Annotated in this window: 20 protein-coding genes; 12 read left to right on the top strand and 8 right to left on the bottom strand. The window is 37.9% G+C overall.

Translation table 11 applies throughout. The annotated features are described in order from the left end of the window. The first annotated feature begins 74 nt into the window (after positions 1–74). Genes PUND_RS07025 through cas6f form a run of 4 tightly spaced genes read left to right on the top strand, consistent with a single transcriptional unit; the run spans position 75 to position 4,935 of the window. Entirely contained in the window at positions 75–1,250 is a 1,176-nt protein-coding gene (locus tag PUND_RS07025; RefSeq protein ID WP_010388187.1) for a TniQ family protein, read from the top strand. A gap of 3 nt (positions 1,251–1,253) precedes the next feature. Next, a complete protein-coding gene (locus PUND_RS07030; protein WP_010388189.1) occupies positions 1,254–3,305 on the top strand; it encodes a type I-F CRISPR-associated protein Csy2 in 2,052 nt (683 codons plus the stop codon). Next, positions 3,305–4,333: a type I-F CRISPR-associated protein Csy3 gene (gene csy3 / locus PUND_RS07035; RefSeq protein ID WP_010388192.1), complete on the top strand. Its 1,029-nt coding sequence runs from the start codon at positions 3,305–3,307 to the stop codon at positions 4,331–4,333. The genes PUND_RS07030 and csy3 overlap by 1 nt, the downstream gene beginning before the upstream one ends. Continuing rightward, positions 4,330–4,935 carry a type I-F CRISPR-associated endoribonuclease Cas6/Csy4 gene (gene cas6f, locus PUND_RS07040; RefSeq protein WP_010388196.1) on the top strand — a complete coding sequence of 202 codons (606 nt, stop codon included), beginning with the start codon at positions 4,330–4,332 and terminating at the stop codon, positions 4,933–4,935. Before csy3 ends, cas6f begins: the two co-directional genes overlap by 4 nt. Before the next feature lie 321 nt (positions 4,936–5,256). Here cas6f and PUND_RS18430 read toward each other — a convergent pair whose 3' ends face one another. After that, positions 5,257–5,388, bottom strand: a complete 132-nt coding sequence (locus PUND_RS18430) for a hypothetical protein (protein WP_010388197.1) — start codon at positions 5,386–5,388, stop codon at positions 5,257–5,259. A 382-nt stretch (positions 5,389–5,770) separates the two neighbouring features. Between PUND_RS18430 and PUND_RS07045 the strand changes: the two genes are divergently transcribed. From PUND_RS07045 to PUND_RS07065, 5 genes are all read left to right on the top strand, one after another. After that, the gene (locus tag PUND_RS07045; protein WP_010388199.1) at positions 5,771–6,931 is read left to right on the top strand and encodes a CBASS cGAMP synthase; all 1,161 of its coding nucleotides are present in this window, start codon (positions 5,771–5,773) and stop codon (positions 6,929–6,931) included. After that, entirely contained in the window at positions 6,928–8,643 is a 1,716-nt protein-coding gene (locus tag PUND_RS07050) for a ThiF family adenylyltransferase (RefSeq protein WP_010388202.1), read from the top strand. The genes PUND_RS07045 and PUND_RS07050 overlap by 4 nt, the downstream gene beginning before the upstream one ends. Further along, complete coding sequence (locus PUND_RS07055; RefSeq protein ID WP_010388203.1) at positions 8,636–9,073, top strand: Mov34/MPN/PAD-1 family protein; 438 nt, start codon at positions 8,636–8,638, stop codon at positions 9,071–9,073. Before PUND_RS07050 ends, PUND_RS07055 begins: the two co-directional genes overlap by 8 nt. Further along, positions 9,051–9,662: a hypothetical protein gene (locus tag PUND_RS07060; RefSeq protein ID WP_133120265.1), complete on the top strand. Its 612-nt coding sequence runs from the start codon at positions 9,051–9,053 to the stop codon at positions 9,660–9,662. Before PUND_RS07055 ends, PUND_RS07060 begins: the two co-directional genes overlap by 23 nt. Before the next feature lie 533 nt (positions 9,663–10,195). Then, positions 10,196–12,952 (top strand): response regulator, encoded by a 2,757-nt coding sequence (locus PUND_RS07065; RefSeq protein ID WP_010388208.1) that lies wholly within the window; start codon positions 10,196–10,198, stop codon positions 12,950–12,952. 160 nt (positions 12,953–13,112) lie between these two features. Here the strand turns inward: PUND_RS07065 and PUND_RS07070 are convergent, their stop codons facing one another. After that, a complete protein-coding gene (locus PUND_RS07070) occupies positions 13,113–14,537 on the bottom strand; it encodes a sugar porter family MFS transporter (RefSeq protein ID WP_010388211.1) in 1,425 nt (474 codons plus the stop codon). Between the two features lie 194 nt (positions 14,538–14,731). Here PUND_RS07070 and PUND_RS07075 point away from each other — a divergent pair, with 194 nt between their 5' ends. Together PUND_RS07075 and PUND_RS07080 are read left to right on the top strand one after the other, a co-directional pair. After that, positions 14,732–16,888: an exonuclease domain-containing protein gene (locus PUND_RS07075; RefSeq protein WP_010388214.1), complete on the top strand. Its 2,157-nt coding sequence runs from the start codon at positions 14,732–14,734 to the stop codon at positions 16,886–16,888. 237 nt (positions 16,889–17,125) lie between these two features. Then, positions 17,126–17,653 (top strand): SEL1-like repeat protein, encoded by a 528-nt coding sequence (locus tag PUND_RS07080; protein WP_010388217.1) that lies wholly within the window; start codon positions 17,126–17,128, stop codon positions 17,651–17,653. A gap of 2 nt (positions 17,654–17,655) precedes the next feature. Here PUND_RS07080 and PUND_RS07085 read toward each other — a convergent pair whose 3' ends face one another. The 6 genes from PUND_RS07085 to dinG are packed head-to-tail and all read right to left on the bottom strand — an operon-like array spanning position 17,656 to position 22,472. Then, complete coding sequence (locus PUND_RS07085; protein WP_010388219.1) at positions 17,656–17,808, bottom strand: YbaM family protein; 153 nt, start codon at positions 17,806–17,808, stop codon at positions 17,656–17,658. Then, the gene (locus PUND_RS07090; RefSeq protein ID WP_010388221.1) at positions 17,801–18,073 is read right to left on the bottom strand and encodes a late competence development ComFB family protein; all 273 of its coding nucleotides are present in this window, start codon (positions 18,071–18,073) and stop codon (positions 17,801–17,803) included. Before PUND_RS07090 ends, PUND_RS07085 begins: the two co-directional genes overlap by 8 nt. Positions 18,074–18,123: 50 nt before the next feature. Further along, on the bottom strand, positions 18,124–19,011 hold the full coding sequence (locus PUND_RS07095) for a histone deacetylase family protein (RefSeq protein ID WP_010388223.1): 888 nt from the start codon (positions 19,009–19,011) through the stop codon (positions 18,124–18,126). Beyond that, complete coding sequence (locus tag PUND_RS07100) at positions 19,011–19,619, bottom strand: primosomal replication protein (protein WP_010388225.1); 609 nt, start codon at positions 19,617–19,619, stop codon at positions 19,011–19,013. The genes PUND_RS07095 and PUND_RS07100 overlap by 1 nt, the downstream gene beginning before the upstream one ends. Position 19,620: 1 nt before the next feature. Continuing rightward, a complete protein-coding gene (locus tag PUND_RS07105; protein WP_010388226.1) occupies positions 19,621–20,397 on the bottom strand; it encodes a TSUP family transporter in 777 nt (258 codons plus the stop codon). Further along, positions 20,397–22,472, bottom strand: a complete 2,076-nt coding sequence (dinG, locus tag PUND_RS07110) for an ATP-dependent DNA helicase DinG (RefSeq protein ID WP_010388228.1) — start codon at positions 22,470–22,472, stop codon at positions 20,397–20,399. Before dinG ends, PUND_RS07105 begins: the two co-directional genes overlap by 1 nt. A gap of 60 nt (positions 22,473–22,532) precedes the next feature. Here dinG and PUND_RS07115 point away from each other — a divergent pair, with 60 nt between their 5' ends. Then, a complete protein-coding gene (locus PUND_RS07115) occupies positions 22,533–24,881 on the top strand; it encodes a DNA polymerase II (protein WP_010388229.1) in 2,349 nt (782 codons plus the stop codon). Positions 24,882–25,021 lie beyond the last annotated feature (140 nt).

Here is a 25,021-nt window from a genome sequence, read left to right on the forward strand (position 1 = left end):
TTTCTCTTTAAGCTTGACCTAAGTATTACTTTTAATCTAAACCTAAACTAAGATTTTCTTAGTTTAGGTTGGCGATGCATTTTTTAGTTCAAACAAAACCTTACCCAGATGAGGCGCTTGAAAGCTATTTGCTAAGGCTTGCTAGGGATAACTCATACGATGGCTATCGTGAGCTTGCTGATATTTTATGGCAATGGCTTGCAGAGCAAGATCATGAGCTCGAAGGTGCATTGCCGTTAGAGCTAAACAAGGTTGATGTTTATCATGCTAGGCAAGCAAGTAGCTTTAGAATAAGAGCGCTCAAGTTAGTAGCCCAATTAGCAGATGTTAATGCTGGTGACATTCTTGAGCTTGCATGTCGGCGCAGCAACTTTAAATTTGGCAACCTAGCAGCAGTAAGCCGTAATGAACTGACTATTCCCCTTGAACTACTTCGCACTGATTACATACCTGTTTGTATTGAATGCTTGTCTGAGTCTTCATATATTCCTTTTTATTGGCATTTAAAGCCCTATAAAGCGTGCCATAAACATAAAACACAATTGACTACACATTGTGGTGAATGCCATAACTTAATTGATTACAGAGCTTCTGAGGCGTTTTTAGAGTGCAGCTGTGGTTGTAAACTAACTAGTAGTGAACAGTTAAACGATGCTGATTTTAAAATTGCATTTGCGCTTGCAAGTAGTAACAGCCAAAAAATAGTGGGGTTGATATCGTGGTTTGCGAAGGTTAAGCAACTTGATGTAAGAGATGCTGACTTTAATCGAGCTTTTGTTGATTACTTTAGTACTTGGCCTGATAGTTTTACCGCTGAATTAGATTTACTCACAAATAATGCGCGGCTTAAGCAACTTAACCCTTTTAATAAAACTAAGTTCAACTCTGTGTATGGCAATGTGATCCGTGATGCTCAGATAGCTGCAACAAGTAACCGTAAAAACAAAGTTCTTGATGAGATTATTAATTACTTTGTCGAATTAGTTGATAGTAACCCTAAAGCTAAACATCCAAACATTGCAGATTTACTGCTTTGTACTTTTGATGCCGCAGTATTATTAAATACCACTACAGAGCAAGTTTACAGGCTTCATCAAGAAGGTTTTTTAAACTGCGCTTACCCACAAAAAAAGCACGAACAGCTCAGAGCTGATAGCCATGTTTTTTATTTACGCCAAGTGATTGAGCTACAACAAGCATTCGCAGCTGAAAAGCCTCAAACAAAAAAACAATTTATAGCGCCGTGGTAACTTATGAACTTACAAGATGCACTTGCAATTGAATCACTAAAAGAAAAAACCACAGCACTTAGAAAGTTGTTTGCTCCATACACGCCTCATGTTGCGGTAGATGGCTTTGAAGAACAAGTTCTTGTTGTGCTCATTAATCTAGTTTATAAGCGAAGTGAGATTGATGATTTAACAAGTGTAAGAACAGCTAAAAGTGTATTACTCGATGAAGTGTTACTGAGTAAATGTATTAACGAAGTTAAATGGTTTCATACTCATAATTTAAAATATCCTGATATACGCGTAAGCCATCAACGTTTAATTAGTAAGGTAGTAAGTGAAGATATTGCGGGTATTTGTAGCCGGTCATTACCTTTAAGTTTTGGCTGGTCGCACAACAGTGCTGAAATTAATCATGCAAAGTTATTTTTAACCTCGTTTAATTGGCAAGGCGAAGTAACTTGTTTAGCAAAGTTACTAATAGCTGAAGAACCTGTTTGGATTAATTTAATAAGAGGGTACGGGTTTACTAAAAAGGCGGTTTTAGACATCTCGGGCAAAATAAAACAGCTTTTGCCAGTGGCAGAACTCCCATTAGAAGTAAGCTCTTTTTCACCACAATTACAAATGCCATTCCAGCAAAGCTACCTTGCGGTTACGCCTGTAGTAAGTCACGCAATGCTAGCTAAAATTCAGCAATTAACAACAGATCGTAAGTTAAACTTTGGTTTTGTTGAGCACTCAAGACCAGCCAATGTCGGCGATTTAGCAAGCTCAGTAGGTGGTAATATAAGAGTGCTTCGTTACTTTCCTAAAACATATTCTAAGGCTGTTAACCGTTCTAAAGTAGCCAATAATTATATTGAGAAAGCATTTAAAGTTCGTGCGCTATTAAGCAGTCAATTTCAACAGGCACTTTTGGTGCTGGTAGGTATTAAGCAGTTTAATACGTTAAGGCAAAAGCGATTAGCGCGAGTCGCTGCTATTAGGCAAGTACGTGTTAGCTTGCAGTTGTGGCTGGATAACATTCTGGAAGCTAAAAATAACGCTCAAGGGCAAGCTTACCCTGAGTGGGCAAAGCATTACTTAGATCAGAGTATTACTAACTGCATTAGCCAATTTAGTAACGTACTAAATGAGAGCCTAGGTACTTTAAGTAAGCTCAAACGCTTTGCATATCACCCTAATTTAATGGGGTTGTTTAAAATGCAGTTAAACTATGTGTTTACTCATTGTGTAGCAGAAGAAGAAACATTAAATGATGAGCAGGTAGTATATGTACATTGCCAAGATATGCGAGTGTTCGATGCTGAAGCAATGGCTAATCCCTATATTCAAGGTATGCCGTCACTTACTGCTTTAAATGGGCTTGCTCATAACTTTGAGCGTAAGCTAAAAAACTTTATAGACCCTTCCATTAAGTGTATTGGCAGTGCTATTTACATTGAAAACTATCAATTACATACAGGTAAACCATTACCTGAGCCAAGCAAGTTAAAACAAGTTGCTGGCCGTAGTCATGTAATAAGAACTGGTATTATCGATAAACCCAAATGCGACATAACACTCGATTTAGTATTTAGACTTTTTGTACCAAATACTGAGCTGTTAGATAAGTTAAATAGTCAGCTTATAAAGCCCGCACTACCATCTTCATTTGCAGGCGGGACTATGCATCCACCTTCGTTATATCAAAATATAAACTGGTGTCATGTGTATAGTAAACCGAGTGAGCTGTTTAAAAGCCTTAAGGTAAAATCGTCAAATGGTAGTTGGTTATATCCTTCAAAAAAAGTAGTTAAAAGTTTTGAACAATTAATTGATGCCCTTAACAGTAACTTTAATTTAAGACCCGCTGCAATTGGCTTTGCTGCGCTTGAAGAACCCGTAAAGCGAGATGCAGCATTGCATGAATACCATTGTTATGCAGAGCCCGTAATTGGGCTGTTAGAGTGTGTTAGCAATACATCAGTAAAGTACGCAGGGGCTAAGCAGTTCTTTCATGACGCATTTTGGGTTATGGATGTTCAAAAAGAGTCTATGCTTATGAAAAAGTCTAAGTTTGAGTATGAATAATGCAATTACCTCGGCACTTAAGTTACACGCGTTCGCTCTCACCCAGTAAAGCGGTGTTTTTTTATAAAACACCTGAGTCTGATTTTGAACCGCTACAAATAGAGCAAAATAAATTAGTTGGGCAGAAGTCAGGGTTTGGCGATGCGTATCAAAAGCAAAATGTGGCTAAAAATTTAGCGCCACAAGATCTCGCGTTTGGAAACCCTCAAACAATTGATGTGTGTTACGTACCTCCAACGGTAAATGAGCTATTTTGTCGTTTTTCACTCAGGGTTGAGGCTAATTGTATTGAGCCACATGTATGTGATGACCCTAAAGTTATTTATTGGTTAAAACGGTTTTTCGAAACCTATAAAAAACACAATGGCCTTAATGAAGTTGCAACGCGCTATGCTAAAAATATACTGATGGGCAACTGGCTTTGGCGTAACCGCCAATCACCGAATGTAGATATTGAAATCCTCACTGAGCACGCAGCCCCGATTGTTGTTGAAGGTGCACAAAAACTAAAATGGCAAGGCAACTGGCAAAATAATCAAACGGCATTATTAACGTTGTCAGAATCTATTCAAGAAGGGCTCAGCAACCCTCAAAATTATTGTTATTTAGATATAACAGCAAAAATTAAAAATGCATTTAGCCAAGAAGTTCACCCTAGTCAAAAGTTTGTAGATAATGTTGAACAAGGCATGTCATCTAAACAACTTGCATACACTCAAGTGGGCGATAAAAAAGCAGCAAGTTTAAACTCGCAAAAAGTAGGGGCTTCGATTCAAACTATTGATGATTGGTACGAGGGAGGTTACAAACCTTTGCGCACTCACGAGTATGGCGCAGATAAGCAAATATTAGTTGCACACAGAACACCTAAGAGCCATTCAGACTTTTATTCATTACTCCCGCGCATTGCTTTGCACATTAAACACATGGAAAAGCATGGTTTAGAGCAAGGTGAAGAATCAGACGCAGTTCACTTTATTGCGGCAGTGCTGATCAAAGGTGGCTTGTTCCAAAGGAGTAAAGGTTGAAGCGCTATTATTTTACCATTACTTATTTACCTAAAAATTGTGATGTAAGCCTTCTTGCTGGGCGTTGTATTGGTATTTTGCATGGGTTTATGAGTTCACGAAAAGTAAGTAATATTGGTGTGTGTTTTCCTAAATGGAACAAGAAAACCATAGGTAATGAATTAGCGTTTGTATCAACAGATAAAAAGCAATTGACCAACCTATCACAGCAAAGCTATTTTGAGATGATGGCTCATGATAAGTTATTAGGCTTATCAAAAATACTCGAAGTACCACCAAACCAAAGTGAAGTCATGTTTGTCCGCAACCAATCAGTAGCCAAAGCTTTTGTTGGCGAAAAGCAAAGGCGGTTAAAACGTGCTAAAAAACGAGCTGAAGCCAGAGGTGAGATTTATAATCCTGAATATAAATTTGAGGGAAAAGACATAGGCCACTTTCATTCAATACCCTTAACAAGCAAAGGCAACGGGGAAAATTTTATACTTCATATACAAAAAATTGAAAAAGCTGAATCCATAAGAAATCAATTCAACAATTATGGATTTGCGACTAACCAAACATTTCAAGGCACGGTTCCCTCTTTAAATTCACTTTTCGAATAGCTATAAAACATTTAATTTTCAATTGGTTATAAGGCTTTTTGAAAATAAGGGTAAATAATTTAAATTCATTTACCAGTTTGGTATTTATAGAAATTTAAACTACTTTTAATAGTGAACTGCCGAGTAGGCAGCTGGAAATAAGCTCGCAATATGCAGTATGAAGTGACTCGCGTGAACTGCCGAGTAGGCAGCTGAAATTAGGCCAGGAAGTTAACAACCACATCTTGTGACTTTTAACTGCCGAAAAGGCAGAGGCTAAATAAAAAGACCCCAGGCAAACGCTGGGGTCTTTTGTTCTAAAGCCGAATAATAATTTTAATCTCATTCACCTTTTTTGTGATCATGCTTTTTAAGACTTGGATGTTTACTTTTATTCTCTGGAGTAACACGTCTTCTCTTATCAGTTTTACCTGTAGAGTCAGCATTAGGTTTTGGACCTGGTTTAATACTCATATTATCTTCCGTTGTAATTATTCATTTTAGTTTAGTACAAAACTGGGGCTGCTCAAGGGTTCCAAAATTCCGCACTGACTATTTTTGCGAAAGTAGACCTAACTAAACTTATATTATTTGAAGCTTTAAGTTTTAGCTGCATGTCGCGATTTTAGAATATTTTATAATTTATATAGCTAAACAAGTTACAAAAAGTTAGCTGTCTAGATTAATAAGGTAATTTATTTCGACTATTAACTATAAAAAATACTTTTTTGAATAAAGTATGAACTGACGGTTGAGTTTTAAAATACAACCCCAATTAATTACAAAAGCATGTAACACTGTATGTGGTATTTCAGTATTACATTAAATACTAGATATAGATTTTGAGGTTATGAATATGCTTAAATTTTCAATTAACAAACTTTTGAGTTCTTCAGGTTTAAGGGATAGGGAATATTATCTCGATAACTTAAGAATATCTGATGAAATACGCTCAAAGCTCGTATCTCTTAGAGATGATGCTCGGAGCGGGATATTGGAAGCTTGGTCATACGCTAAAGAACAAGTAAAACAAGACAAAGACCTTTATGAAAGAGTACCTTTAAGAAAATTGGAACAGCTTATAAAGTTGAAGCCTCGCTTCAAAATGCAAGGTAGTTATGTATACGGCACTATAGTACAGCCAGCCCACAATTCTCAAGATATTGATTTAGATGATGGTATGTATATACCTATGAGCGTTGTACAGCATGATGATAAAACCATGAGTACCGCGATGTTTGAAGTTGTAGATAGGGTACTTAAGAAAATGGCTAGCGCTAATGGCTGGAAGCAAATACCAAAGAAAACTTGCAGTCGCTTACAGACCAATGAAGCTATTCATCTTGACATTCCTTGTTATGCTATTCCTGATGAAGACTTCAACCGTTTATGGTTGTTCGAATCTGCATCAATGGAATCAAATTCAGCTCAAGACACAGAGTTAAAAACCCACACTGTCAATCTAGCTCTTAGAAATGGCGAATGGCTAGAATCGAACCCAGAGCATATAAAAGACTGGGTAAGTAGAGCAAAAAAACTTCACCCTAACTTTAAAGATATTGTAATGGTTGTTAAAGGTCTTAGAGATCATAATTATCCAACAGGTGGACCAAGTTCAATATCTTTAATGGTAGCTATTGAAAAAATCATGTCGAACTCTCCCAAACACGGAGATTTGACTGAAGAACTATATAACGTGGTGCAGAAATTACCTGCTGTGATTTCAAATGAATTAAAGCATCCACATCCTGAGTCATCACATTTGACAATTCACTCACCTACAGAATTAGAGAAGCAAGAATTACGAATGAAGTTTGATAGTTTCGCGATGTCATTTAAGCAAGCACTTGTTACATCACTTACTGAACGTGAAACTTTGGATATTCTAATTAATCTATTTGGAATTAGAATGCCAAATGATCAAACAAGAATTATTCGTTGTAGTCGAGATAGTGACCTTAAAACAAAAAAATCTGAAGTTATAACTCCTATACAAGAGCACAACACTTTCGGATGAAAAAATATTTAGAAATAGCTCATAATACCCTCATTCAAAAAGGGTTCTCACTCAATATAATGACATACACAGGTATTCATGATTACTGCTACGAGGGGAGAGTTAGTATACCTCAAGTTCAGCAAGGATTCGTTGATGTCATTTTTGGTTTTAACGAAGTTCCATTTTTTGAACCGCCCACGATATATCTTGCCAACCGGCCACCCCCTTTAGATAAGTTTTGGCCTAATATTGAAAAGCCAGAAAATGGCCTACATAAGCTATGTGTATTCGATACTACAACTCATAAACTAGAGCCATATGCAATTGAAGAGGTTATTGAAATATATTTAAAGAGGGTAAAAGACATTGTTGCACGTAGTCCCGAAGACCGCTTTGATGCATTTAAAGGAGAGGTAACAGCATATTTTCCAAGAGACTTCTTTAGCTACTTTGTAAAAAGTCCAACAGAGTCTACTTTATCCATTCGATTATACGAATCTTTAGATGCAAGCAATAAACTTGCATATGTCGCAAAGTCTAGTCAAGGTTGTATAAGTCATATTACCCAAGGTAATTACTCACCCATTCCAACAATAATTACCAACCTAGAAGAGATTAAAACATCACCTGAGGGGCAAGCAGGTCTTGCTCAGGTTACAGGCTTTATTGATATAGTTAGAGGCACAAATAAAGAGACTTTAACTACTCTAAAAGAAAAGCTAAAAAACTTAATCCACAGAGAAAAAGACGATATAAAACAGTTCGGAGGTTTCGCTTTATGTTTTTATTATAATGGCAATATATATGCTTATATTATTAAATTAGCTCAGGCACAGATTAAGCAACTACAAAATAGAAGTAAAAACTTCATTGAGCGCTTATTGCGTGGTCAACTGCGTATTATGTCGAATAACTTTGGTGGGGAGTTAAAAAAAATAACTAATGTTCATTTTTCAGATGGTTCCCAAAGCACTCTGATCAAAAGAAACTATTCCCAAAACTTAGTAGATAAGCAAATTTGTATTATTGGGGCTGGAACTTTAGGTAGCTACTTAGCACATATTTTGATGAAACATGGTGCAGGTTCGTCCAAGTCACTCCACATCTATGATGATGATGTGTTACTACCTCAAAATATTTCAAGACATTTACTCGGGTCTGAATCGTTATTTATTAATAAGGCACAAGCTTTAGTCAATTCACAAAAAAAATTAGCACCGAATAACAATTTATTTTCTCATAAGGAAAAATTTACTAATTTGAACCAAATCCCTCAAGGAACAGATATTGTAATAGATGCTACAGGTGAATTTTCAACGGCAATGACATTGAATCATCAATATATAAGTAATGAGTTCCCTTTTAAACTTTACCATTCGTATTTGTGTGCCGGTGGTCACTCTGCTAGGTTATTTAAACAAGGTGATGGCGGATGCTATAGGTGTTTATTTGATAACCAACATAAACACATAGATAAAGAGTTCAAAAAAGCAGAACATAAAGCATTGATTACAAGAAATTGTGGTGAAAGCAATGTGCAATTTCCTGTTGATAGTTCAATTGGTGCTGCATCATTCATTGCTGCAAATATTTTAGACAGCGAGTATTCAGATAAAAAAAATGCTTACATATATTTTAAAACTCTAGGAAAAAAAGCAGCAGAACATAAAAATAAGCCGTTGCAACGTTCACCTTATTGCCCAGCTTGTAGGGTGAAAAAAAATGAGTGAGGTGATTAAAGTCCATTTTGATCCAAAAGTAGTATCTTTAATAATGGATTATTCTAGGCAAAGAAATGAGGCTGGAGGCTTGCTACTTGGACATAGGTACATCAAAGAAGGATCAGTTGAGTACGAAATAATTAAAATCACAACCCCTTCTTTTATGGATATTAGGGCGCGTGCTTTATTTCAAAGAAGAGATAAGAGTCATTTAGAACAAGCTGTACAATTCCACAGGGATACCAATGGTTATGGAGATTACCTTGGGGAGTGGCATACCCACCCTGGTGGAGCATCAATAAAACCATCTATAAAGGATTTGTTAGCCTTTAGAAGCTCACAAAAGCTAACAAAAACTCCACTAATCTATGTCATAGCTAATTCATACAAGCTAAACACTTATACGTCAGGGGGTAATGATGTGGTCTCTTATTATTAGTAAATATGGCAGTACTGTACAAAAGTTTATAATTTTATCCTTAATATCACTTGGCTTTTTAGTCGCCACGTTAGGATTACAATATACATCTGTAAGGTATGTAGTGGTGCCTATTGTAATTTTAATTTTTTTATTCAACCTGAAACTTTGGGAATATGTTTGGAAAATATCTTTGATACAAAAGCATTTTTGTCCAAATCTAAGTGGTAAGTGGAAAGGCACTTTAAAAGCTAGATATAAATTACCTGACGATGATGAAGTTCAAGAAAAGCATGTTCGTGTTGACTTCGATATCAAAATGTCTTTTTTAACTTTTAAAATGACAGGAGTAAGTGAGAATAACTATATGAAAAGTGAGGTGCTCTCTTCTTGGCTAAAAACTGAAGAGGGTAATCTTTACCTTTACTATAATTATAAGGTTTGTGTTAAAGATCCACTTCCAACAGATGAACAGTTTTTTCATGGTTCGGCCAGGCTAGAGTTGCTTTGGAATGACTATGAATATCATTTTGAAGGTAACTATTGGACTAACAGGAAATGGAATATTGGTGGGCAAACAGCAGGGCACATTAAGTTAGATCGACTTTAAAGCGTAAAGAGGGTTAATCGAGGGCGTTCAGAATTCTGAACGTGCTCTTTCTCTAAGCTGTTTATACAGAGCTGGGAAGTCCAAGCTTAAGGATTTCTGAGTTTAAGCCAAATGGGCAGTATATTGCACTGTTATTACCTTCCTAACTATTTTTATCTTTTTCTACTTTTGGTGCTGAGTAATCTTTTATGTACTCTTTTATTAAAGGAGTCTCATTACACAAAACTTTATTTGGTAACTTTATGCCATTATAAGCTTCAATATTATGTCAACTTACACTTCACTTGTGCCGTAGTAGCTCAATGAAATCGAATGTGGTTATGCCAACTTATACTTCAAACAACATTGGGTGTATTAAAATTCCATTTATCTATTTTCTAATATTTTATTTTGTTATTCGTACGCCAATTCTAGCTTTTACGCACTTAGCTAATTTTTTGTCATTATAGACAATAGCTAACGGGTAAGTAATAATTAAAACTCGTGATTATACTATACACCGCAGGTGTTCAATAAAGCTATAAAGGGTCAATATGGCATCTCAGAGGAATAAATGGGCGCTGGCAATATTACTCGGGCTTATTGGAGGTTGCGCTAACCTTCTACCTCTGTATTTTTTTGATAGCTCTGAATTTTTATTTGGTCAGACGTTTGTAATACTTAGCCTAGTGTTTGCAGGGCTTCGTTATTCTCTTCTTAGTTTAGCGATTGTAACTGGTTTTTTATTTTATCGCTGGGGGCATAGCTGGACCAGTGTTGTTTATGTACTTGAGCTATTTTGGCTTTATGTCTTTTGTTTAAAGCGTTCTAAGCCAATACTTCCTTTAGGCGCCGTATTTTGGTTTTTAGTGGGCTTACCACTGGTGTGGGTTTTGGGTCACTTTGTTATAGGCCTGCCTTGGCTCACACTTGTTGTGGCTGCCTCAAAATACTTAATCAATGCTATGATAGCGTTGGCTTTGGTCGACTTGGTGAGTATATTTGTCCCCCATGCAAGCCGAGCTTATCAAGGGCAGCCTTTGGCCCGAATATTAAGCTATGTTGTAAGTATAATTATTGTTTTGGTGGTTTTGATCACCAGCGTTTTTTTGGTTAATCAGCATTATTCGCGCTTAGAATACGAAGTAAACACTCAACTTAAAGAAAAATCTCGTTCGATCAGTGCCCAGCTGAGTGATTATTTATTGTTTCATAAAAGTGCCATGGTAATAACCAGTGATGCAATAAGTGCTGGGGCATCTATACAACAGCAGTTAGAGCGACTAATGGAGTTATATCCTGGCTTTGTAACTAGCCTATATGCCAGCTCTGAAGGTTATGTCGAGAAAAGTATACCGAGTGAATTGCTCAGTGGTTTGAGTCAGAGTCAGCGTTATGTTGATGATCGTCCTTATTTTGCTCAAGCTCAGCAGTTCCCGTTGGGCTACATCAGTGGTGTTTTTCAAGGCAGAGGATTAGGCGATCAACCCATTGTAGCGCTTTCCGCCCCGATTTATAAAAATGATGAGTTTTATGGGGTCGTTGAGGGATCACTTAAGCTAGATCAATTAGAGCGGTTTATACCAAATTTATTTGAATATAATGGGGATTTACTTGTTCTAGATGCAGATAAAAAAGTGGTATTTAGTTCGTTAAGCCAGTTTGCTGCGCTCAGTGATTTTAAGCAGCAGGAACTTAGTCTTCAAAGCCTCAGTGGCAATCAACTTTTTCGCTCAAATGATAACGAGATGTACCATACAAATCAGTATGTTGACGACAACACAGGTTGGCAGGTTATATCGTTATATAATCGTAAACATTTAACTATGGTGGTAGTGGCTGCATGGTTGCCTACTATGTTATTAGGATTATGCTCTATTGCACTAGTGGTTTTATTTATTCATAAATTTACCCATTTGTTGGTTAAACCCATCATAGAGCTCACTCATTTAATTAATAGCTTTAGTAAAACTAAAAAACACGTATTTAATACAGATTCTAGTTGGTATGAAGTGCTGCAACTACAGCAACAATTTGAAATGTTGGGCAATGCACTACAACACTCAATTAAAAGTTTGCAAGCTTCTAATGTAAAAAATGAAGATCTCAATAAACAGCTTAGTCATTTTAATCAGCAATTAGAAGAGAAAGTCGCAGAGCAAACAACTGAATTAACACAAGCAGTTAAACTCGCCAATGAAGCAAATATTGCTAAGTCACAATTTTTAGCAAACATGAGTCACGAACTTCGAACACCTATGAATGGCATATTAGGTATGGGAGAGGTTTTGCTTCGAGATCAGTCCTTAAGTACCGAACAAAAAGAGTTGTTAATCACACAACAAAAAAGTGCAAAAAACTTGCTTAATATTCTTAACGATATTTTAGATTTTTCTAAAATTGAAGCAAATGCCATGGAGCTAAATATTAAGCCTACACAGCTAACTCCATTTATCGAAAATATACGTTCTTTATTTTCCTCTATTGTTGCTGCCAAAGAGGTAGAATTTACGGTTATTCAATCTAAGAATTTGCCACAGTGTATTAGTGTTGATGAATTACGCTTAAATCAGGTGATCATTAATTTACTCTCTAATGCGTATAAATTTACGCAGCAAGGCTTTGTGAATTTGTCGTTTGATTATCACGATAATAAGCTTCAAGTTAGCGTTGAAGATAGTGGCATTGGTATTGCGAAGGCACAGCAATCACTGTTATTTAGCGAATTTACTCAAGCTGATGTGGGCGTTGCTCGTAAATATGGGGGAACAGGGCTCGGGTTGGCTATTTCTCAAAAGCTGATAAAAATGATGGGCGGTGAAATTCAGTTAAACAGCGAAGAGGGTAAAGGTAGTACGTTTGCGTTTAGTATTAGTGCACCAGAGTCAGCAGACGCTCCCTCAACCTTACCTAAAAAAGCAGCTTTGCAACCAAATCTGCTGGGTAAGCACATACTGTTGGTAGAAGATAATGCGATAAATCGGCAGGTTATTTCAAAAATGTTGGAGCCGACTAAAGCTGTGGTTGTTATGGCCGAGGATGGTATTAAGGCTCTTGATGTATTAAAAGAGCAATCGTTTGATTTGATTTTAATGGATTGCCAAATGCCTAACATGGATGGTTATGAATGCACACGTACAATTAGAGTTATGGAACTTAAAACAGGTTGGCGAGTGCCTATAGTAGCGATTACGGCTAATGCCTATGAAGAAGATAAACAGCGATGCTTAATAGCCGGTATGGATGACTTTATTGCCAAACCAATTAATAGTGATGATTTATACACTGTGATTGGTAATATACTCAGTTGATAATGGTTCAACAGGCAAAAGCTTACACCGTGCCTGAGAGTATCCGCTTGCCAAATGGTTAAATGTATCTAATTAGTTTTATGAGCAGAAAAATAAGATAATAGAATGGGGATTAGCCTGAGTAAACTAATGGAAAGTCGATGCTACTCAGGCTAAATAATTACATTGACTCTAATTTCATACCGCGTGTTTCTTTGATGTATTTGACCACAAAAAATACACTAATAAATGCCGATAAGGCATAAAAGCCATAAGCGCCAGCTAAACCAATACTGCCGAGCATAATCGGGAAGGTCATAGTAATAGCAAAGTTAGCTATCCATTGCGCGCTAGCTGCAACAGCAAGGGCCGCACCGCGAATACGGTTATTAAACATTTCGCCAAGTAGCACCCACACTATAGGGCCCCAACTTAAGCCAAAAAATACCACAAACAAATTAGCCATTATTAATGCAAAGGTACCCATATTTTCGCTAAGTGCTAACTTGCCTGCTTCATCAAGTCCAGCGCTACCAAAGGTGTAAGTAAGTGCACTTAAACTAATAAACATACCTAAGCTACCTACCAATAATAGTGGCTTGCGGCCTACTTTATCGACTAAGGCAATAGCAATAAAGGTAGATAAAATATTGGTGGTGCCGGCAAGTACATTAATAAACAGTGATTGTGATTCATCAAAGCCGGCGGCTTGCCATAGCTCTGAACCGTAATAAAATACCACGTTAATACCAACAAATTGTTGGAAAACAGATAAAGCTACACCCACCCAAACAATAGGGTGTACTTTTTTACTGCCATCAATAAATAAGTCGCGAATACTTGGCTTTTTATCACTTTGCAGAGACTGCTTCACGTCACTGATTTGTGTATCTGCATTATCATTTGAGATTTTGTTAAATACAGTTTTAGCGTGTTTAAGTTTACCTTGTGCAACTAGGTAACGCGGTGATTCAGGAATAAACAGTACACCAATTAAAAATAAGCCTGCAGGAACAAGTTCAGCCCAAAACATCCAGCGCCACGCGGCTAAATCTAACATTAAAATACCCTCGGCACCGCCAGCAGCGTTAGCAATTAGGTAGTTACTTAAAAAAGCTGCAAATAAACCAAGAACTATAGCGAGTTGTTGCAGTGTAGCTAAGCGACCACGTAGACTCGCAGGAGCAACTTCTGCTATATAAGCAGGCGCTAAAACCGAGGCTGCACCTATACCTAACCCACCAAACAAGCGGTAAAAAATAAACTCAGCAGAACTATCTGCAATGCCAGAGCCAAAAGCGCTGACTGCAAATATAATGGCAGTGACAATCATAATAGCGCGACGGCCAAACTTGTCAGCTAATGGGCCAGCGGCGAATGCCCCTAATGCACAGCCTAATAATACAGATGCAACATTAAAACCAGTTGCAACACTGCTTGAATTAAATGTATTACCCAATGCCGATACGGTGCCATTTATAACGCCTGAATCAAAACCAAATAAAAAGCCACCAATAGCGGCAACGGCCGATATAAAAATAACATAAAAAAGCGAGCACTTAGTCTGTGCGCTATGCTCACCTTTAGTTGCATGCTGTGTCGTCATGTTGTTCAATCCTAATTTTTATTATGTGTAATGTAGTTAAAGTGCCACTAATAATTTGCGGGCAACCTTAGCACAGAGTAATCACGCTAAAAAAGATATTTCAATAGTAATACGTATGCATAAAAAAATTTTATTGGGTTGATAAAAATAATGAGATGCTGGATACTGTTTTTATATACAGTGTGGGCGGTTTTATGAAAAAAGAGTTACCAGCGAAATATTATTTGGCACATTTTAGAGAGCTATTAACTTTTGTGAGCGAGAAATGCATGCATTTACTCGAGCAAAAGCATATTTCATTTATTAGTAAAATAAACACGCTCGACGAGCAGAGCCAGTGTATGTTGGCGCGCATTTATTCTCGTAAGCCTTATTTAGTTCAAACCCAATCATTAAACTACAAAGAAATTAGCTCGCCATACCAAGCACTTTTTAAATTAAAAGCGGCAAAGTTAATTGTAGAACCCTCTGATAAAGATCATAAGCAACTACTAAGTCACCTAACAAAACCGGCCTTAATAGAGCTGCTAGAAAAGCAAGAACAAACGCCATTATTTAAAAAAAGCGCTGCTAAAAGTAACTTAGTTGAAATAGCTATTTCATTCTTTGAATCTAAGCCAGAGTGTCTTGCACACTTATATAATCAGTACGTGATAAATAATAGAGAAGAGTATTACGAGTATTTTGAATTTTTATACATTGGCAGGCTCAGTGCAGGCGATATTAATCATCAAAATCGATTTGTACTAAGAGATTTAGGCGTAACACCTGTTAGGCAAGAGCATAATGAAAGCTTATCGCGCTTTGATTCAATAAAAGAAGCGCAGTCTAACTATGCATTAAACCGTTTGCGACTAACGCTTAAAAATACAAAAGATGACAATGAAAGAGAGGAACTAGCAAAGCAGCTAATAAATAAAGTAGCAGTAGGGGTTATTGCACAAGAGTTAAAAAACAAGTTACTGGTTATACTTTTTAAGCAACTAAAAACAACTAACCCAACACTTGCGTTTGATTTACTTAACGCCTGCGAAGACGATGCACAAGCCCTCGAGATTCAAATAAGGGAGCAATATCGACAGGGCAATAAGCAATGGGTAAAAGCGCAGCTTGAGCAAATTATAGAAAATCCGCTTAGTGATGAGTTACTGTATTTCGCAGATGACTTTTTAATGCGTAAATTTAACAAGCAAACCCGTTCGCGGCTCAGTGAAATGTTAGCCAGTACACGCTGCATTATAGAAGTTGATGAACTTTACCGAGGCGATGTTGAGTTAGGTGTAAGCGATCACTACACTCGTCAAGGTAAACAGGTTTTTTATACTGAGAATACCTTGTGGCAAAGCTTATTTACACTGGTTTTTTGGCAAGAGCTGTTTATTGAAACTCCGACGCCTCCTTGTAATGAATTTGATATTTTCCCGCAAGCGTTAAAAACAGACTCCTTTTACTTAAATCAATCCTCACAAATAGAAGCGCGGCTGGCTGCGTGTAATAGTACCCCCAAATTGCTGCGTTTAGTGTGTAACCATGCCGCGAAGTATTATGAGCAACCAAATGGCTTATTTAGGTGGCACCCAGATGTTTTAAAGCCAGTAGAGATGCTTATATTAAATAGCCCAATAACGGCTTTACTTCAGCATTTAAAAAATATGGCAAAGAACTACCGACAATTAAAAGATGGTTACCCCGATTTAATGGTTGTTGATAACAGCGCTGTTCATTTTGAAGAGGTTAAAGCGCCAGGCGATAAGCTTAAAAGAAACCAGTTAGTGAGTATCGATAATTTAAAAAGCTGTGGCTTTATCGTAAATATTGCAGCGGTAAACTGGTATGTAGATCCTAAGCGAATTTATAGTGTGGTAGATATTGAAACGACGGGGGGACTAAAAGGGGGGAACCGAATTACCGAAATTGGTATTGTTAAAATACAGCAAGGCAACATCATTGATACATGGACTACGCTGATAAACCCAGAGCGGCCTATCCCTCGTTTTATTACTAAACTAACCGGTATTAACGACGCCATGGTAAGTGATGCGCCTATATTTAGCGACATTGTTTCGACTTTATTAGATAAGCTTTCGGGTAGTATTTTTGTCGCTCACAATGTTAATTTTGATTATGGCTTTATTAAAAAAGAGCTTGAGGAGCTGGGAATCAACTTTAAAATGCCAAAACTATGTACCGTTGTTGAATCACGTAAAGCATTTAAGGGATTAAAGTCGTATTCGCTCGGTAATTTATCGACACACTTTAATTTAGACTTAACTAACCATCACCGTGCATTAGACGATGCCAAAGCGGCCGCGCAGTTATTATTACTGGTTCAGCAAACGGACAGTCAGTGATAAATTTGAGCCAGTTAAATGTATTGTACTTAAAGTAGCTTGGGTATAAACACAGGGTATTAAAAAATTAGGTTTATCTATTTTTAAATGGGCGGTTAAAACTGCGCTTATAAAAATAATCGCTGTAAGCTTTGCAATCCCATGATAGTATTAAATTTATGTTAACAACTTTTAAGGCGGGTGTTTTAAAAGTGGTGTATGTTTCTGGGCAAAAACAATAATAAATTAAGGATAATAATGAATCATCGACAATTGAGTGCCACTTTGCTGGTATTGATGGCTTTAATAACTGGCTGTAATTCGTCACCAATAAGTCTTTACAGCGATAATACTATGAAGAAAAAAGAATATAATGGTGTTAAGGCATACAGAAAAGGGGAGTTTGAAGAGGCTTTTAACTATTTAGAAGAGCCAGCTGCATTGGGTTATAAAAGTGCACAATACACCCTAGCGTTTATGTTTTTAAAAGGACAATATTTAGAGCAATCAACTAAGCTTGGTATGGGGTGGTTGGGGGTTGCTGCAGAAGCTGGCGTTGAAAATTGGTCACAACAATATGATACTTTTTATGCCGCTGCGACAACAGAAGAGAAGCAAGAAATAGATGCAATTGTTGCCGTTTATATTGAACAATTTGGTGTTAAAGCTCAAAACATGACCTGCCGTAGGTCAACATCACCTAGGCGCACATTCGGCGAAATTAAAATTGATTGTAATAAACACGATGGTGTTGTCACTGTCCATGAAATACAAACAATAGAGTAAAGCTAGTTACTAACTAGCTTTTTCTCAAAGTCACTTTTTACGATATCGAGCGCTTTTAATACTTCTTCTGGCTCTACATCGTGTTGCTCTAAAATCATAATTAAATCAACAGCCAGTTTCACGTGTGTAGGAGCTTCTTCTAGCGGGTTACTCATGGAGCTCTTTCTTTTTAGCTATTTGATCAATCGCAAAATTAATGGCAACTTCTACGCGTTGCTGCATATCTAAACGATCCGTTTGAGTTAAATAAAACGCCATATCTACATCGTAACGAATATAGCGGGGGGGTAATTGATTGAGTACGGTGCAGCAAAAGTCAGCCATTACATCGTCGCTGTAACGTTCATTAAGTTTACGTTTTTCTATTTCTTCTAAAACGAGTTTTTCGTAAAAATTGTGTATGTCGTCATCTAATCGCATATTCCTGTCACTCTTTTTTATTGTCTGTAATGAGTCTATACCAAGGATTGTTATAAATCGAGAGCCGCTTTAAATAGTTGCTTATGGACACTAACTAAATTGTTGATGTTACGTTGATAACCGCCACCTAAAGCACACATCAGCGGTATGTTTCGCTGCTTACAAAAGTTAAGAACAGCAAAGTCGCGTTTATACACACCAGCTAGAGAAACATCAAATAAGCCGAGTTCGTCTTTGGTATAAATATCGGCGCCCGCATTATATAAAATAATATAGGGCTGGTGGAGACGAACACATAACTCAAGAGCTTGGTCTAGTGTTGTTAAATACTCTGCATCTGTGGTGTTTGCAGGTAAGCCAAAGTCATAGTTTGAGTACTGTTTTTGCCGAGGAAAGTTTTGTTCACAGTGAATTGAGCAACTAATTATCTGCTCGTGCTGTTGGGTTATTTGCGCGGTACCGTCACCTTGGTGTACGTCACAATCAAATATTAATACAGTGTCGGCTTGCTCTGTTGAAATAAGATGCGCTGCCGCAATGGCTAAATCATTAAAAATACAAAAGCCACTGCCGTAATTGCTGTAAGCATGGTGATAGCCGCCACTTAAATTAGCCGCTAAACCACTTTCAAGTGCTGTTTCAGCGGCTTGAATACTGGCACCAACAGAGTAAAGAGTTCGCTCAACAAGTTTATAAGAGTGAGGAAATCCCATTTTTTTAACCGCTTTGTCAGTCAACGACCCGTTTAAAAAGTCAGCAATATAATCTGAGCTATGGCATAAGCTTAACTGCGCTTTAGTTGCTGGCGAAGGCGATATAAACCGCGTATAGCCTAAACGTTCAACTTCATGCTTGAGCTGTTGATACTTTTTAATTGGAAATCGATGGCGCTCAGGGAGCGTTAAAGCAGAGTAGAGAGGGTGATAAAAAAGCTGCATTAGCGTAGCTGTTGTTTTTCTACTTGTTGAATTTTGTCTTCGGTGGCAGAAATTGCTTTTCTACAACGGCCGAGTCGTGCATGAGTAGTTAAAATTTCTTGGTTAAGCTTTTGTGCTTGCGCAGGCGATGCTTTTTCCATTTGCAGTTTACGCTCTTCAATCATCAGTACTAGGCGACGTTCAAATTCATGGTTTTGTTTAAGTTCGTTATATAACTCGTGGGATGATTGCATGATTTTTTGCACCGCTTGTTTATAAACAGGCTGTTTAGCACGAGGCTTATAATGACTTTTATTTTCTTTCACCCAAATAGGGGTCGATTTAATAACATTAAATACCGCTTGTACCTGACTGCCAATACGCTCAAGTGCATAGGTGTAAGCATGGCGGTGTTCGCTCGGTGGTAGGCTAGCTATTTCATCTTCTATTTCTACTACGTAGTCGGCTAAGTTCATACTTTTGGTGCTAAACACGGCTCTGTCAAATAGGCTCGGCTGTGCCTGCATATAACGGTTTTTAGAAAAGAGCTTTGCTTTGTCAAATTGCTCTGCCTGTTGCTTAAGCGTGGCAACTTGTTGGCGTAGTTTGTCTAAAGCAGCAGATTGCATATTAAAAGTATGCCTCGTAAATTAGTTTTAATGCTAAAAGTATAACCATAGTATTAAATACTGGACGAATAAATTTACTGCCAAAACGAATCGCTGAATGTGCGCCAAACCATGCACCAAGCATGATAAAGAAGCCCATTGTAATTCCCAGTAAAAAGTTAACATGGCCAAGTGCAACAAAGGTGATCAGCGAGATAAAGTTAGAAACAAAATTCATTGAACGCGCCAAACCACAATTAAGTAGCAAACTCATTTTATAAAGCATACCGTTTGAGGCAGTCCAAAAAGTTCCCGTTCCAGGCCCCGCCAAACCATCAAAAAAGCCTAGGCTTAACCCTTGTAGCCACTGTTTTAGTTTTATGGTTGGGGTTAACTTAGGCAGGTCGTCACTTTGTGTGGTACTTAAATTACCAAACAAGCTGTAGCAAGCCACTAAAATAATAATAATGGGTAAGAGCTTATTTAAAAATTCAATGCTTAAATGATCAACAATGAGTGTGCCTAACAAAGCACCTATGGCGGTGGCGATTATAGAAGCAAACCAAAATCGTGGGTTAAATAATTGTTTTTTATAATAGGTAATACTGGCAGTTAACGAGCCAAAACTGGCGGCCAATTTATTAGTGCCGAGCGTCAAATGAGGAGGTAATCCCGCCGTTAACAGTGCCGGTACAGTGAGTAAACCACCACCGCCAGCAATAGCATCAATAAAGCCCGCTAAAAGTGCAACGCCACATAAAATAGCCCAAGTTGTTGGGTCGAGTGCAAGTTCAAACATCAGTAATCTATTTGTCTTTTAAAAGGTGGTAAGGTGTCGAGCATGGCTTTGCCATATCGTTTGGTGATTAAGCGTCTATCTAAAATAGTTATTGTGCCAATATCACTTTCTTTGCGCAGCAGTCTACCACAGCTTTGTACCAATTTCTTTGCTGCGTCTGGCACGGTTATCGATAAAAACGGATTACCGCCTTTACTTTGCACAAACTCCGCTTGTGCTTCTTCGATAGGCGAGGTGGGCACCGCAAATGGAATTTTTGTAATAATTAGGTTTTCTAAATATTTACCAGGTAAATCAAGTCCTTCAGAAAGGCTTTGGGTGCCAAATAAAATACTGCCTTTGCCTTCATCAATATTTTTAGTGTGTAATTTGAGTAAAGCTTCTCGTGACATTTCACCTTGTACTAATAAGTTAAATCCTTTTGTTCTAAGGAATTTACTTACATGGTCCATTTGCCAGTAAGAGGCAAATAACACTAAGTTGGCTTTTTTAGTGTTTAGATACTCGGGTAGTGTTTTAGCAATATGATCGCTAAATTCTTTATCTGTTGGCTCTATGCTTGACGTCGGAATTCGCAGAGTGGCTTGTTTTGGGTAGTCAAACGGGGAGGGGACTTTAATAAACTTTACCCCTTCTTCTTTAGCAAGGCCACTTTCATAGGCAAAATGATCAAATGAGCCTAGTGCGCTCAAGGTAGCAGAACATAGCACGGCTCCAGCACATTCGCTCCACAGCTTATCTTTTAAATAGTAACCGACCTCAATGGGGCAGTCGCTAAGCAAGTGATCATGATGGCTTTTATATTCAAGTCGTTTTATCCAACGCGCATGCGGCGTGCCTTCGCCTTTAGTAGCGTAACTAAACCATAATTTATTAAGTTGTTCTAACCGGTTTATGTATTGCCCACTTTCAGCCAGAATGGGGTCGGCAACATAAGGTTTAATATCACCGTCGCTTACATCTTGTGTGAGGGTATCGTGCATTTTATTCAAACAGCGTAAAGCATCAAGCGTGGCTTCGCTAATGTCTTTTGCCTTCGCATGTAGCGATTTAGGAATTTCACCATGTTCAAAGCGATAGGTATCGTCTTTTGAATATTCAAAATCGGCGTTGTCGAGAATATCGCGGACTACTTTTAAATCTTTGTTTGCATCGTTAACGCTATCGCATAATTTAAAGTTTTGCCCAATACCTTTTTGCCCCACTAACACTTTGGCCATTTTGCCACTAAATTTAGTGAGTTTGTCGAGCCAATCTATCGTGCCTTTTATTGTAGCTGCAGCAGATGAAAAGTCGCGGGTAATATGCGCAAGGTGATGCGCTTCATCGATTACATAAATGGTATTGTCGGGTTCGGGTAAAATTTTTCCGCCCCCTAAATCTAAATCGGCTAATAGTAACGAATGGTTTATAACTAATACATCCATTTGCATTAACTGCTGGCGGGCGAGTTGAAAAGGACATGTTTGGTGTGCTTTCATTTGGCGTTGGCAGGCATGTTTATCGCAAGCAATTAGTCCCCATACTCTATCAGGAATGGTATCAGCCCAGCTGTCTCTATCACCTTGCCATTTTTTATTGATATAGGCATCGTAAAGTTGCTTTAAGCATTTAGTTTCCATATCACTTAGTGGCGATGTAAGGGTAGGCATAAACTCCATTTGAGTTTGGCTATCGCTGTTCAGCGCATTATGAAGTTTGTGTGCACAAATATATCGTTGGCGGCCTTTTACTAAATCAAATTTAAAATCGAGCCCTGAGTGCTTTTTAAAAAACGGTAGCTCTTTAGCGATTAACTGCTCTTGCAAAGCGACCGTAGCTGTAGAAATAACCAGTTTCTTTTTTTGTGCTAATGCCAGCGGCAGAGCGCCTAGGCAGTATGCTAATGACTTGCCGGTACCGGTGCCTGCTTCAATAACACAAATACGTTGTTTTTTATGGTATTCACCGGCTAATGTTTTGGCGATTTCAGCAACTAAATAGTTTTGACTACTACGAGGGCGGTAATCGGTTAGGTTATTTGCAACATGCTGGTGTACTTGTCTAATTGTTTTTTTAAGTGAGCTCGATAGCATGTGATGATTAACCTAAAATATGTATATAATTACAGTGTATATATTAAGTGGGATCGAACATTGACACAAGCAATCTATCAGGGCTTTATTTTATCAAGGCAACAATACGGGGCTAAAAATGCACAAGGTATTACTTTGTGTTACTGGCTAAGCTCTGATCAGGGCCCGATAAAAGTGACGATTGAAAACCAGCAAGCGGTATTCTTCATCCCATTAGCACAGCAGCAGGCAGCGAATACCTTGTTGACTAAGGCGAGTGTTAACGTCCAGTTTAATAATGTTGAGCTTTGTCACTTTAGTGGTAGCGAGTGTGTTGCCTGTTACTTTAACGATATAAAAAGCCTATACACTGCAAGAGCTCTTTTAGATCAAGTAATGCCAATTTACGAAGCCGATGTGCGCCACAGTGATCGCTTTTTAATGGAGCGCTTTATTAAAGGAGGTGTATGGGTAACCGGTAACACCAAAGCTCAAAACGGCTTTATTGAAATTAGTGATGCAAAGCTAAAAGCAAACACCGAGTATACGCCAACGCTTAAGTCTGTTTCTTTGGATATAGAATGCAATGGCGACGGGGTGTTATTTAGTGTTGCACTGGTGGGAAATGGTTTAGATTGTGTATTGATGATAGGTGAGCAGCAGCTGCAGAGCGACTCGACATTTGAAATAGACTGGTGCTATGACGAAATTAACCTACTCACCAAGCTGCAGCAGTACATTATAAATAATGACCCCGATGTTATTGTTGGTTGGAATGTTATTGATTTTGATTTTAGTTTATTGCAAGAACGCGCTGAGGCGTTAGGGCTTACCCTGAGTTTTGGCCGAGATAATCAACCTCTATATATTAATAAGGGTCATTACACCCGATTAACACTCCCAGGACGATGCGTCATTGATGGCATTGATACTTTAAAAAATGCAACTTATCGATTTGATAGCTTTTCGTTAGCTAATGTTGCAGAGCGTGTGCTTAACGAGTCTAAATTAATAAAAGCTGATAACCGATTATCTGAAATTGTACGCCAATTTAATGAAGACAAGCTCGCTCTTGCTGCCTACAACCGCCAAGATTGTATTTTAGTTAATCAAATTTTCGAAAAACTAAAGCTGTTTGAATTTGCCATAGTCAGAACTCAAATTACCGGCCTCGAACTTGAGCGCATGGGTGGCTCCGTTGCCGCATTTACAAACTTATATTTACCGCTGTTACATCGCAGTGGTTATGTTGCTCCCAACTTAGGCGATCATGGGCTATCTTTTGAAAGCCCTGGTGGCTATGTGATGGAGTCGACTCCAGGGCTGTATAAAAACGTTTTGGTACTTGATTTTAAAAGCTTATATCCTTCAATTATGCGTACGTTTTGTATTGACCCGCTAGGTTTAATTGCAGGGCTAAATAAGCCAGAGCAAGCAGTTGAAGGATTCAATCAGGCATTATTTTCAAGAACGCAGCACCACCTGCCTAAATTAATTGAGCACCTGACACAAACTCGCCAAGAAGCCAAAGACACTAATCAACCCATGCTCTCGCAAGCGATCAAAATTATTATGAATAGTTTATATGGTGTACTCGGCTCTAAAGGCTGTCGGTTTTACGACCCGCGCTTGTCGAGCTCTATCACTTTACGTGGCCATGAGATAATGCAAACAACCCGTAAATGGATAGAAGCGCAAGGCTTTGAGGTGATATATGGTGATACCGACTCTACGTTTGTAAAACTTAGTGAAGATACAAGTCCTGAGCAATGCAACGAAATTGGCTGCCAACTTGTTCGACATATCAACAAAAAGTGGCAGGTCGATTTAAGGCAGCGTTATGACTTGCAAAGCTATTTGGAAATTGAATTTGAAACCCATTACAGTCCGTTTTTTATGCCAACTATACGAGGTAAAAAAACAGGTTCTAAAAAACGTTATGTTGGTCAAGTAACCAAAAATAATGAAAAAAAATTAGTCTTTAAAGGTATGGAAACCGTTCGCAGTGATTGGACTGAGTTTGCGCAGGAGTTTCAAACACAGTTGTTTGAAACACTTTTCTCTAGTCACTTCGAAATACAGCAACTGCACGATATTATAAATAGCTACACTCAAAAACTTTATAATGGTGAGTTTGACCGTAAATTAGTATATAGAAAGCGTTTAGGGCAGCACCTTAACGATTATATTAAAAATATCCCACCTCACGTTCAAGCAGTTAAAAAACACAAAGCGAGCCATCCTGAGTTTGAAATAAAACGCGGGCAAGTAATCGAATATGTTTACGCAGTATCCGGCGCTGAGCTTTATACCGGTAAAAACACTCTGAACTACCCGCTGTACATCCAAAGACAACTCGACCCTGTTGCGCAAATGATATTAAGCGCATTAAACACACCAACTGAATCTACTCAAGCTTCGTTGTTTTAGTATAAAAATAGGAAAGCTTTAATTGAATAGTAATCAACGATAAATTTATTGCGATTTATGAAATAGTTATTTTTGTGGGGTTTAGGTGTGAATTTAATTAGTGTCTTTATATATAAAATCACCACCATGTTAATTTTTTA

The sequence above is a fragment of the Pseudoalteromonas undina genome, assembly GCF_000238275.3.
In the GTDB taxonomy this organism is placed as follows: Bacteria; Pseudomonadota; Gammaproteobacteria; order Enterobacterales; family Alteromonadaceae; genus Pseudoalteromonas; species Pseudoalteromonas undina.

Bases quoted from the DNA above. Each gene is read 5' to 3' on its own strand.
- PUND_RS07025 (WP_010388187.1), top strand. From the start codon at position 75: ATGCATTTTTTAGTTCAAACAAAACCTTACCCAGATGAGGCGCTTGAA.
- PUND_RS07030 (WP_010388189.1), top strand. From the start codon at position 1,254: ATGAACTTACAAGATGCACTTGCAATTGAATCACTAAAAGAAAAAACC.
- csy3 (WP_010388192.1), top strand. From the start codon at position 3,305: ATGCAATTACCTCGGCACTTAAGTTACACGCGTTCGCTCTCACCCAGT.
- PUND_RS18430 (WP_010388197.1), bottom strand. From the start codon at position 5,388: ATGAGTATTAAACCAGGTCCAAAACCTAATGCTGACTCTACAGGTAAA.
- PUND_RS07045 (WP_010388199.1), top strand. From the start codon at position 5,771: ATGCTTAAATTTTCAATTAACAAACTTTTGAGTTCTTCAGGTTTAAGG.
- PUND_RS07050 (WP_010388202.1), top strand. From the start codon at position 6,928: ATGAAAAAATATTTAGAAATAGCTCATAATACCCTCATTCAAAAAGGG.
- PUND_RS07055 (WP_010388203.1), top strand. From the start codon at position 8,636: ATGAGTGAGGTGATTAAAGTCCATTTTGATCCAAAAGTAGTATCTTTA.
- PUND_RS07060 (WP_133120265.1), top strand. From the start codon at position 9,051: ATGATGTGGTCTCTTATTATTAGTAAATATGGCAGTACTGTACAAAAG.
- PUND_RS07065 (WP_010388208.1), top strand. From the start codon at position 10,196: ATGGCATCTCAGAGGAATAAATGGGCGCTGGCAATATTACTCGGGCTT.
- PUND_RS07070 (WP_010388211.1), bottom strand. From the start codon at position 14,537: ATGACGACACAGCATGCAACTAAAGGTGAGCATAGCGCACAGACTAAG.
- PUND_RS07075 (WP_010388214.1), top strand. From the start codon at position 14,732: ATGAAAAAAGAGTTACCAGCGAAATATTATTTGGCACATTTTAGAGAG.
- PUND_RS07080 (WP_010388217.1), top strand. From the start codon at position 17,126: ATGAATCATCGACAATTGAGTGCCACTTTGCTGGTATTGATGGCTTTA.
- PUND_RS07085 (WP_010388219.1), bottom strand. From the start codon at position 17,808: ATGAGTAACCCGCTAGAAGAAGCTCCTACACACGTGAAACTGGCTGTT.
- PUND_RS07090 (WP_010388221.1), bottom strand. From the start codon at position 18,073: ATGCGATTAGATGACGACATACACAATTTTTACGAAAAACTCGTTTTA.
- PUND_RS07095 (WP_010388223.1), bottom strand. From the start codon at position 19,011: ATGCAGCTTTTTTATCACCCTCTCTACTCTGCTTTAACGCTCCCTGAG.
- PUND_RS07100 (WP_010388225.1), bottom strand. From the start codon at position 19,619: ATGCAATCTGCTGCTTTAGACAAACTACGCCAACAAGTTGCCACGCTT.
- PUND_RS07105 (WP_010388226.1), bottom strand. From the start codon at position 20,397: ATGTTTGAACTTGCACTCGACCCAACAACTTGGGCTATTTTATGTGGC.
- dinG (WP_010388228.1), bottom strand. From the start codon at position 22,472: ATGCTATCGAGCTCACTTAAAAAAACAATTAGACAAGTACACCAGCAT.